General features: G+C 55.0%; 8 protein-coding genes, 1 pseudogene and 1 riboswitch. Of the genes and pseudogenes, 7 read left to right on the forward strand and 2 right to left on the reverse strand.

The features are described 5' to 3' along the window. From FEAC_RS00005 to FEAC_RS00020, 4 genes are all read left to right on the forward strand, one after another. Positions 1–600: RNA-guided endonuclease TnpB family protein (locus FEAC_RS00005; protein WP_152622986.1), on the forward strand; the 600-nt coding region annotated here is incomplete at its 5' end. A gap of 472 nt (positions 601–1,072) precedes the next feature. Next, the gene (locus FEAC_RS00010) at positions 1,073–2,284 is read left to right on the forward strand and encodes an MFS transporter (protein WP_052564970.1); all 1,212 of its coding nucleotides are present in this window, start codon (positions 1,073–1,075) and stop codon (positions 2,282–2,284) included. Between the two features lie 294 nt (positions 2,285–2,578). Continuing rightward, a riboswitch (Fluoride riboswitch) is annotated at positions 2,579–2,636 on the forward strand. A gap of 27 nt (positions 2,637–2,663) precedes the next feature. Continuing rightward, positions 2,664–4,262: a MutS-related protein gene (locus FEAC_RS00015; protein WP_035392158.1), complete on the forward strand. Its 1,599-nt coding sequence runs from the start codon at positions 2,664–2,666 to the stop codon at positions 4,260–4,262. An 89-nt stretch (positions 4,263–4,351) separates the two neighbouring features. After that, a complete protein-coding gene (locus FEAC_RS00020) occupies positions 4,352–5,734 on the forward strand; it encodes a MutS-related protein (protein WP_160290290.1) in 1,383 nt (460 codons plus the stop codon). A 24-nt stretch (positions 5,735–5,758) separates the two neighbouring features. Here FEAC_RS00020 and FEAC_RS00025 read toward each other — a convergent pair whose 3' ends face one another. Continuing rightward, entirely contained in the window at positions 5,759–7,531 is a 1,773-nt protein-coding gene (locus FEAC_RS00025) for a zinc ribbon domain-containing protein (protein WP_052564972.1), read from the reverse strand. Between the two features lie 66 nt (positions 7,532–7,597). Next, a pseudogene (locus tag FEAC_RS00030) lies at positions 7,598–8,162 on the reverse strand (IS607 family transposase). Positions 8,163–8,694: 532 nt separating this feature from the next. On the opposite strand from FEAC_RS00030, the gene FEAC_RS00035 reads away from it, so the two are divergent. Genes FEAC_RS00035 through FEAC_RS00045 form a run of 3 tightly spaced genes read left to right on the forward strand, consistent with a single transcriptional unit; the run spans position 8,695 to position 10,917 of the window. Then, a complete protein-coding gene (locus FEAC_RS00035; protein ID WP_035388183.1) occupies positions 8,695–8,976 on the forward strand; it encodes a hypothetical protein in 282 nt (93 codons plus the stop codon). 55 nt (positions 8,977–9,031) lie between these two features. Then, complete coding sequence (cobO, locus tag FEAC_RS00040; RefSeq protein WP_052564974.1) at positions 9,032–9,553, forward strand: cob(I)yrinic acid a,c-diamide adenosyltransferase; 522 nt, start codon at positions 9,032–9,034, stop codon at positions 9,551–9,553. Positions 9,554–9,570: 17 nt separating this feature from the next. Next, complete coding sequence (locus FEAC_RS00045) at positions 9,571–10,917, forward strand: cobyrinic acid a,c-diamide synthase CobB (RefSeq protein WP_236684574.1); 1,347 nt, start codon at positions 9,571–9,573, stop codon at positions 10,915–10,917. The last annotated feature ends 7 nt before the right edge of the window (positions 10,918–10,924 follow it).

The raw sequence follows: 10,924 nt of genomic DNA on the forward strand, positions 1-10,924 counted from the left end.
AAGCTTGTCAAGTTAGACCGTAAAGCCGTATACATCCGTCGTGAAAGCATCCACCAGTTGACTCGTTATCTGGTGGATAACTACAGCGAAGTTAAGATTGAAGACCTTAACCTCGCTGCCATGAAACGGAGCATGGGAAGACGGGCATTCCGCCGTTCGGTATCCGATGCCGGACTCGGAGCCTTTCGACCAACGCTTACCTACAAGGCAGAACGTGTGGGAGTGAAGGTAGTCGTTGTAAATCGCTTCTTCCCGTCATCACAGATCCACCACAACTGCGGAGGCAGACTAACGGGTGCAAAGCTCGCTAAAAGGCTTACCTGTGATACCTGCCACGTTGAGGTAGATCGCGATGAGAATGCTTCGCTAAATATCCGTGACTGGTCGGTTATCAGTCCTGGGCTAGTTGAGTCCAGCGCCCTGTTCGTTCCCAGGCCATTTGGTACAGGCGGCAGTTCAGATGATGGGATGACTCATCACCTGGAGAGAGCATGTAAGACCGGTAGCAATACTGGCCGTGCTTGGCGAGGCAAGAACGACTCTTGGACGAGTGAGAATGAAGTCCGTGGGAAGAACCTTGTAAAAGGTGCATCTAAGTGAGTGACTCACCATTTATCATTCAGATGCAACGGTCGGCATGTGGATGGTCACAGAGAGTTGTCTAGATGCTAAGAAGCACCCGAAGCGACCAAGGCGTGCAAACAGACACGGCCAAGCAATAGTACAACGCACTAAATACCACGCTAGGGATGCGAGCGAAGGCGAATTGAGTGTGGAAGTGGGCGCTGCTGTCACCCACCCGCACCACTGGTAAAATCCGCCGCGGCTCAGTATCCTTTCGAGCCCCAGATCGCATGGCAATCATGCACGTCATCAAAACCGCTGATTCCACCCGAAGCAGCTCTTGACTACTGTTCCCGTGATGACCACTTCCACCCCTTCCTTGACCTCGAACCAGGGTGGGCACATGAGTGCTGCAGTAGCTCGACCAGGTGCACATAGTGGTCCAGGATCGATCAGCAGCCGTGCTAAGGTCAGGTGAACCGTGAAGCCAGCGGAAAGGAGAAGACTAGTGAGCCAGCCTTCCTCATGGCGAACAGGAGAGGTATGGGCAATCGCCGCTTCAGCCTTCTTTGCTGACCTCGGTTACCAAGCCGTCTTGGCAGCCTTTCCGTTATTCCTTGTTATTGCTCTTCATCAGCCAGTCTGGGAGTACGGACTGGCAGCCTCTCTGAGTTACGGAGGAGGAGCGCTCTTCTCTTGGTACGGAGCCAAGTTAGGCGACAGGATTGGACATCGCAGGTTGGCAATCCTAGGAAACTCGTTCATACCGTTACTCTCGCTCTCTGCCATGGTAGCCAATCCCATCTGGGCAGTAGGATTCCTCACCGGAGGCTGGTGGGCACGCAATCTTAGGTCTCCATCGCGTCGCGTACTACTGGTCACGGCGGTGCAAGATGAGGAGCAGCGTGCCAGAGCCTTTGGCTTCCTGCATGCCCTAGATGTCGGAGGCGGCGCCCTTGCTGGCGTGGCTGTTCTGCTCGCCGTCCTCTCTCATTCCGACTACCGTTGGCTGTTCTTGGCAACGGCGGTGCCACTTATCATCTCCACCCTGCTTTTAACGACGACTCCCCGACCCAACCAGGCTGCTGAGGCGCAACCGGCATCCGACCCAGTCAAACCCGCCTACCCAGCACCTCCAATGAAGACAACTCGTTCACTCTTGATCGCAGCGACTCTGTACGGATTCACCTTCTACAGCGCTGGATTTCCAGTCCTCACACTCGCCCAACGTGGCAATGGTATTGCATTGGGGATCGTCGCATTTTTGTTGATACAACTAACATCGGCACTGACTGGCTACCTTCTCCCTCATTATCTCGATACCAGACTTTGGAGGAGGGTGCGGAGCTTAGGCTGGTTCGGATACCTCGCAATGGGGTTGGGAAACGGCTTGATCGGTCTCGGTTATAGCCTGCATCACAACCTGATTCTGCTCTTGCTCGGTGTAGTCATAACCGGCTACTCGTTGGGTGCCGTGGAGACACTCGAACCCACCGTGATGTCGATCCTTCGCTCTGGGAGCCAGGCAGGACGTGGTTTCGGTTCATTGTCTGCAGCACGAAGCACCGGCACCTTTATTGCCAATCTAGCGATGGGCCTACTCTACGGAGTTGCAGTTGGCCTCGCCTATGGCTATGCCGCGTTGTTAGCTATTGCGGCCGCCTTGGTCATGTTGGCCGCTGTGCCAGCGTTACGGCAGAGGCAAGCATCTGGCGATTAAATAACTTCGCTAGCCCACTGCGCGAACGCAGTGGCTTACGAGCGACCAGCTATGGATGCAATTTGTGGCGCATTCGCGCCACAAATTGCAGGCTACTGGGTGCTCGTCAACTTCGAGGAAGCGATGGACTTACCTCAACCGCGCCACCTGATGCGAGAGCCGTCGACTCACGAAGAGAGTGACGAGCTCTTGTGAGGCTCTGACCCAACGTCTAAGTTCGCATCCACAGATACATGGCACCATGGGTTCCCAACCGCGGACAGTTAGTCTCCCGCAACTCCCGACAAGACTAAGATGGCTTGCGGCGATGGAGTTCGCTGATGCGTCTCAGACTGATGACTCCTACTAAAGCAGCGACGGCTAGTGGAAGGGGTGCTCCGTGTCAAAGGCTTACCTTAGGGAGTTGATCAGGCGTGATCCGACTACGAGTTGGGATACTAGTCAACTATCTGATCATCAGCAGAAAAATCCAGATCCACTCCTATCGCCTGCAAGCTTGCTTTGGCCGACCTCTGAGAACTACCACGTCATTCCCTCTAACGTCTTGGCTGACCTTGCTCTCGACCGTATGTTCACATCGCTGGCTACGGCAAGGCTTGAATCATTCGACCTTTACTCACTATGGACAACCATGCCGGTGGACGCGACCACCACCCGGTACCGTCAAGCCGTCGCCCGAGATCTTCTCGACGCCAAGGCGCGCGTACCGATCCTTAGCTTCATCGACGGCATCGAAAAAGTTGAGCAGTACCTACGAGCAGCTGCTGGAGCGCGCCAACCTAGCGGTGAAGAGCGGTGGCTCCTCGACGCAGTGCTAACGTACACGAAAACGATCAAGACCGTGAGCGAACAGATGGCGCTGGTGTCTTGGAGTTCCGAGGGATTGCAGACGTTTCAGGACGCGCTTACCGAACTCGAGAGCAGCGAACGATTCCTAGAACTCTCTCAATCATCTATACGTGTAGCATCTGAGCTTAGCCAAATTCGCTACAAGCTCATTTTGGAGGATAGTACAATCACCGTCGATCGGAGTGAATCGACAGACCAGGATTATCGCGATCATCTCCAAGTCTTATTCGAGCGCTTCGGTGACATCGATATACAATCGCCGATTATTGCTTCTTCTTATCGCTCTAGAACTCACATTGATGACCGGATTCTAACCATCCTTGCACGAATCTTTACGGAGGAATTCTCTGACTTGGCCGCATTTGCACATGAGAATCACGCTTTCGTTGCAGCCTGGATTCCACGGCTCGAGCGCGAGCTCATCTACTACCTTGCATGGATTGAAGAGATTCTCGGCTTTGAGGCTAGAGGGTTAGCGTGGACCCTGCCGGTCTTGAACGATGGACCTGGCGTGCAGCATGCTGAGGCCCTGTATGATCTCGCTCTCGCTCATGATCTTCAACATGTACCCACTCCACCGGTCACCAACCAATGGCACCTCGATGGCAACGAGTCGATCACCGTTGTCACTGGCCCCAACAACGGAGGCAAAACTACCTATGCTCGTTCCGTTGGTCAGCTCTACATCGTCGCCGCCCTCGGGCTCCCCGTGGGAGCATCAGACGCACAAATTACGCTTGCACCCTCAGTCACCACCATCTTCTCCGAACGCGAAGCAGCTGATCGTGCCACCGGGCGACTCGAGGATGAAGTCCTTAGAATACAGTCCTTCTTTAAGACAGCCGAGCCAGAGTCGTTCCTTATAGCAAATGAGATATTCAGTTCGACGAGTGTGAGCGATGCAATCGCTCTAGGCCGTCTCCTCATCGAACGGTGTCAGGATCGACAACTACGAGCTATCATCGTCACCTTCGTCGACGAACTCGCCAAACCCACCCCCGGAGTGGTGTCGCTGGTTGGATCAAGTGACAGGGTTACCCATCAACGCAGTTACAAGTTTGAACGGAGACCACCGCAAGGTCGCGCCCAGGCACTCGAACTAGCGCTAGAGCACGGACTAATCTCATGATCGGGGTTCATCTACTTTGGCCTCCTGGGTGTCCAGACTCAAAGACCATCTTCACGGATGCGCGATCTCTAACTGATATTGGTATCGAGATGATAATCGACGCTATGGCAGATGGGGATCCAGACATAGCGTCAGTAGCCAATGACCTGTTTATCCACGCTCCCACGGACTCGACCGTAATTCGTTGGCGGCAAGAGGTCTTGATCGACGCCCTTGCTCATCCACAACTCATTCGCGACCTTGACTCCATAGCGCGCCACAGCGCCGTACTAGAACGTCGAAGCTCTTATGCGACCCGACAACAGGCACCCTTTTCTCAACTGCTTCGCTCTCGCGAACTCTTGAGTTTACTCATCGGTGATCTCGAGGCGCTTGCAAAGCGTGTTCGGGAGCCAGATAACGACGTCAGTTCGAAGGGACTCAAACTCCTGATCGCCACGATCAACGACAACTTTAATGATGAATACCTACAATCACTCCAGGCAGAGCTTCAACTACTCCGGTTCGAAAATGGCATGGTTACTCGAGCTACCCTTGGCGCAGGGAACTTGACGAGCGATGAACTTATAGTTGAAAGTCCTTTCCAAGGGCGCGGGTGGAGAGACCGGCTGCATCTAGTGCTTGGCGATGACAATAGGATCGAGATCGCTCCCCGTGATCAAGCGGGTGGTGAGACACTCCGCGAACTTCGGAACCTGGCCCTCAGTCAAATAGGCACCATAGTCGCTCACGGACTCGGCACAGTGATCAGCTTCTTCGTCACCCTACATCATGAGCTCGCCTGGCTCGTCGGCGCCATCAACCTACGGAGTCAATTTGAGCAGCTAGATTTACCCATCTGCATGCCAGAACCAGCAGCTGATGGCTGGCATCTGGGCTTTCACGGCCTCTGTGAACCAACGCTCGGCTTACGCACTCGCGCACGGCCGATAACCAACAACCTGGCGCTAGACGACAGCTCTCCGATCGTTCTGAGCGGAGCAAACTCCGGAGGCAAGACCACATGGCTCCAGAGCGTGGCACTCGGCATCTTGATGATGCAGACGGGGCTCTTTGTCACGGCAGACGAATTCCGAGCAACCATCCGGACGAACCTGCGCACGTTCTTCCCAGACGACGAGGATCGTGAGCTTCAGCATGGCAGACTCGACGATGAGCTCATACGACTGGCAGCCACAATAACAGAACTCCAAGAGGATGGGTTAGTCCTGCTAAACGAGCCATTGACTTCAACGAACGAGATCGAGGCATCGGAGATAGCCACCGCTGTGTTCCGTGATCTCGACAAACGAGGTGTGACGGTTATCGTTGTGACTCACTACCCGACCCTGGCACGTGAACTTGCAACCAGCGGCTTGAGCCTCGAACCCGAAATATTGGGCGATGGGGTACGCAGCTATCGTATCGAGCCATCACCACCACCCAAAAACTCGTCAGCCATGGACATCTACCGTCGCCTTGGCGGTTGGTAATGATCGACCGGGAGACGTTGTAGCTCAACCTGTCCATCGATTGAGAGCTAAACCCATTGCCCTCCGCCCTACAGGCAGAGACGGAGGTACATCAGACCACATGTTCACAACCCGCTCCGAAATACATATACATCCATATGCACCTCTTTTGTCTTCGCTCTCCAGCCGCCTTTGAGTGTTCTGCCCTATCCACAGGGACAGAACTAGGGCGAGTCGATGGTTGACCACCTCCCACGTCCAACTTGGGTTGTCGTGGTATGCTTGGAGTCTCAGCCGTTGAGCGGTAGCAGCATCGTCTGTCGGGATTCCTCTGCTCTCCAGTCGGCGTAGGAACCTCTCCTCTAGGATCTTCTTCACTTCCCTATAGGGAGTGAACCGGCTGATCTGGCGATCTTTGATCCTGTTGAGTAGGTTCATGGCAGCTACGTGATCTACATCACCCTGCCAGTTACAATCCCAATAGGGATTGCGACAGTGAAACACATCCCCGTGTCGGTTGTCATGATGGACATACCCACACCCTGGATCAGGACATGTTTGGCTGCTGTAGGCCGCGTTGACCGTTTTAATGCCGGAACCTCCGACATAGGCATGTACCGTAATGCGTTCTTGGTTCTCGTTCCTTGCCCATGATGAGCAGAGTCGAGAGATGTTCTTAGACCTGGCCTTACCTTGCAAGCGAGAGAGGTCTTCGATGATGATCTCTCTTGGCCGCTGTGATGGAAGTTGGGGGACTCGCTTCTTGGCTCTGGTTCTGTTCCCGTCTCCATAGACCACCTCCTTGATTGTGGCACCAGAGATCGTCTGTAGTTGTGCCTTTGTGCGCCGGAGTCGAGCCTGCTGCTTCTTTGTACCCAAGTTGTTGCGTGCGATGTGCTTGGTTCGCCTAGAGCCAGCATCTCTCTTTGATAGAGCGTGAAGTCTGTTCCTTGCTTTGCCGGTCTTGTTCCGGCGTTCAGTCATGGATGTAAGCGCTCGGCCATACTCGTTGCCATGATGGACTCCCGAGCTATCAGTACAGACCTCGGTGATCCCCCAGTCAAGAGCCACGGCGGGGCCGGTGGCCCGGTCTTGGCGTGCAACGTCGTAGCTTACGTGGACGAAGGCTCGCTTGTGTTCTTCGTCTAGTACAACCCTGATATTGCCTGACACCTGAGAGATGCCAGACAGCGGTAGTGAGATGCGCTTGTTGCGGGTTGAGCTAATGACTTTGACGTAGCGTCTGGTTTTGCCTGTTCGAGTCTCATTGTCGACCACCGAGTACAAGCTAGAGTCCAAAGACATAGAGCGAGACTTGACGACGGTTGGCCAGCTACTACCGAGCGCATCTCGAATAACACGGTGCAGGTACGAGGCTATCTTCGCTCTCGCGTCAGGAGGGATAGCCACCGTTGGAATCTCTGGCACGCCACCACCCATGATCTGCCCAATGGCCGAGTATCGGGCGAGACAGGCGTAGGCATAATGCCTCTCGTTCTTGTCTGTGAATCGCCGCCATGTCTTTGCTTTGATGTCAGCACGGGCAAAACAGGACTCGATGTGGCGAATGCAGGTATCCACGGCATCAAAGGCGGCTTGGTCTATCAGATGAACGTTGATGCTCGTTGGGTATAGCCCTCGTGCCTTGGCATAGTCACGGAAGCTCTTGCTTCGATCTAGTAGTCCCCACAGGCTAGTCTGGCGCAGATGAGCCACAAAGACGCGCTTTGCATCGGTATAGCGCTTAATTACCGAGCACAGCTCGTCGTACTTGCCCTTGTTGAGTGGCAACGTGGCTAGGCGTACCGTGCGCTTCATGGGAATCTAACCATAGGATGAGGCTTGGACATCGAAGGCTCTGGCATCGAAGGCTCGGACATCGGGTCATGGACTTACCTCTTTGGCTATCTCTTGAAGCCGTTCCATAACCTGTCTGTTCTTATCGCTTCTGGAGCCATGTAGCCTGGCCGAGAATACGGTCACAATCTCGATAACATCATTTGCAAGATCCTCTTCAAAGGTCGAGTCCTCACTAGCGTTGATAATGATTACCTCAGTGCTCACACAGGGAGAACACCAGTTACGATCCAAACCGGAGCAGTCTGTCCTTATGACTGAGCACCAGTCGTCCAACCTCGCCAGAACAGATCCTCGATACGAGCGCCTTTAGTCCTCGTTTGTGATGGTTGAGTCCTGACCCTAGATCAGAGATGACCTCGTAGGTCCACCCGTTCACAGCACAGTAGCTCTCCAAGAGAGCTACCTGGCGCACTAGGTCGTCTTTTTGACCGTTGGTTGATACGCGAGCATAAGCAATGGTGGTCCTGGTAGATGGAGCCTTATGAGGCGCAATGGCACGAAGTTTAGCCAGGTCATAACGCCTTCTACCTCCCTGAGTGTGCACAGGAGGATCAATACGTCCCTCTGTTTCCCATCTCCGTAGCGTCATGGGGTGAACTTAGAGTTCCTGTGCTGCTACCACAATGGGGACCAACCTAGTCATAAAAACTGAAAGTAAACAACACTCAAGAGTGCTTAGCTTAGAGATAGCAGTGGCGTGCCCCGTCTCGCTGGGGCGCGAAACGATGACCACCCTGCGAGAGCGGATCGTTGAGCCCATAACGACCAGCTCTCGCACCACGATCGTCTGGGTGCCGCAACCAGCCCAGTTCCACAGGTATGCATGGCACCCACATTCGCCATCAGCAACTACGTCGGCGTCTACTCATCGTTCCCGCACACGACCTATCCCGGGCGACTCTTCGGCTAGATGGCGATCCGCTCACCCACAACTGGCGCCATCTGATTATCGGCTGCTAGGCACACAGTTCGACGATCGTCGTCGGGTTAACGCATGGGTTAATCCGCACGAGGCGTTCTCAATGCTGGAACCAGCGCCGTCTACCAGAATCCAACTCCGGCCGCGTATCTTATCGATAATGACCCTTGGAATCTAGCCCTTAATCTAGCGATAGAACTAAATGGTTCGATCAACTCGTACCCACCAGCCCTTCAATGGTGCCGATGCCTGCGTCGGTGATCCATTCGCCTCTGGCACTATCTCTGGCACCCAACCCGACCAATTTGGCCCTCTCGTCGAGCTGCCGAGCACAGCCACCAGACCACTCACACTCGCAGATGGGTCCGAGTACGGGTTTTTAGAAGATGGTGACAGCATCACAATCCGAGCAAGCGCTCCATCGATGAACGGAGGTCAGCAACATCTTGGTGAGGTGCGCGCTACTACCACAGGCTCGAACTAGTCCTGCCTCAGCCCCCGGAAGCCATTGGTGAACGTGAGACCTAGGCTAGAGAACCATGGAACGAAGCTCAAGGCTTTTAATCAACACCGGCGAGGGCAAGGGCAAGTCATCGGCAGCCTTTGGCGTCATGAGCAGAGGATGGGCTCGCGGATGGCGAGTGGTTGTCATCCAGTTCGTCAAGGGGGGCAAGTGGAAGACGGGAGAACGCAAACTCGCCGATCAGCTCGAGATCGAGTTCCATACCCTCGGAGATGGTTTTACCTGGGAATCTGATGACTTGACCACTACCGCTCATCTCGGCCAAGAAGCCTGGGACCTAGCCAAAGCCAAGATCGACTCCAACGACTACGATCTCGTCATTCTCGACGAACTCACCTACGCCATCACCTATGGCTGGATCGAGGAGACTACGGTTGTTGAGACTCTGCGAACACGGCCCGCACGCACCAACATCGTCATCACTGGCCGTGGCGCAACCGAAGGGCTTATTGAGATAGCTGACACCGTGACCGAGATGCGTAAGGTCAAGCACGCCTACGATCAGGGAATCAAGGCCAAGAAGGGAATCGAGTACTGAGTACCCGTGGGCTCATTATCGCCGGCACTGCCTCAGGTGTAGGCAAGACCTCTGTCACTCTCGGACTCTTAGCTGCCCTCGGCGAACGAGTTCGCATAGGCTCAGCTAAGGTTGGCCCCGACTACATCGATCCGCATCTGCATGCGTTCGCCACCAAGCGAGCGAGCTACAACCTAGACCCGGTGCTGACTGGACCCTCAGGCGTGAAGGCTAGTCTCGCACGAGCCGCACGCCAGGTGGACCTCGTAGTAGTCGAGGGGGTTATGGGCCTCTTTGACGGGACGGACCTGCCCAGCGTTGATGGTACGCCTGCCCAGCCATCTCTAGGATCGACAGCACAGGTGGCCCAACTCACCGGCCTACCAGTCGTTCTGGTTATGGACTGTGCCCATCTTTCGCAGTCTGCCGCAGCCGTTGCGCTTGGCTATCGTTCACTCGATCCCGACGTCCATGTCGTAGGGATCATTCTCAATCACCTCAAAAGCGCAGCGCACGAAGCATTCGTCCGCGAAGCAATGGCCGCCATCGGCGTCGAAGTACTTGGCGTCATTCCGCACGGCGGACTGCCTACGCGAGACTCGCGTCATCTCGGACTCTTGACTGCCGAGGAGGCGCCGACTAGTACACGTGAATGGATCACAGCCTTGGGCTCAGCGATCCGTACCCATCTTGAACTCGAACGCATCATCTCCCTAGCTGAACGTATCGACATCGACGTTGCCGACACCGGAGAAGCAGCAACCGTCGCCGGGCACCCGATCATCGCCTACTCCAAGGGGCCTGCTGCCAGTTTTATCTATCCTGAAAACCTTGAGCTTCTTCGCGAAGCCGGAGGTGATACCGTCGGCTTTGATCCACGCTACGATTCAATTCCAGCAGAGGCGGGGCTGATTTGGCTCCACGGCGGATATCCAGAGAACTACCGCGAAGAGATAGCCAGCAACCAACCCCTACTTGATACACTCCGTAAATCCGTGGCGATGCAACGACCATTGGTCGCCGAATGTGGCGGACACCTCCTGTTGGGCGACAGACTCGAAGACAGCCAGATGGCCGGCATTCTCCCCTTTAACTCGACTATCTCACCTCGACTTACGCTTGGTTACCGAAACGCGCGATCTACCACTTCAACATCCCTCCTCCTATCCGACCGCCGGACAATCCCAGCTCATGAGTTCCATTACGCTACCTCTACACCCCAAGGAGACGGGATAGATCTGCAGACCGCGCGCGCACGATGGAGGGCAGGTTACGCTAGCTGTTCGCTGCTCTCGTCGTACCTCCATTGGCATCTTGGGGCCGACCCTGGACTCGCCTTCGCTCTAGTGTCGGCAGCCTCGTCTACGGGCTACTCGTGCGAGTAGGATGACC

The organism is Ferrimicrobium acidiphilum DSM 19497, from assembly GCF_000949255.1.
Classification (GTDB): domain Bacteria; phylum Actinomycetota; class Acidimicrobiia; order Acidimicrobiales; family Acidimicrobiaceae; genus Ferrimicrobium; species Ferrimicrobium acidiphilum.

What these genes read in the sequence shown, in the direction of transcription:
- FEAC_RS00020 (WP_160290290.1), top strand. Translation starts at nt 4,352, where the DNA reads ATGATAATCGACGCTATGGCAGATGGGGATCCAGACATAGCGTCAGTA.
- FEAC_RS00025 (WP_052564972.1), bottom strand. Translation starts at nt 7,531, where the DNA reads ATGAAGCGCACGGTACGCCTAGCCACGTTGCCACTCAACAAGGGCAAG.
- FEAC_RS00035 (WP_035388183.1), top strand. Translation starts at nt 8,695, where the DNA reads ATGGTTCGATCAACTCGTACCCACCAGCCCTTCAATGGTGCCGATGCC.
- cobO (WP_052564974.1), top strand. Translation starts at nt 9,032, where the DNA reads ATGGAACGAAGCTCAAGGCTTTTAATCAACACCGGCGAGGGCAAGGGC.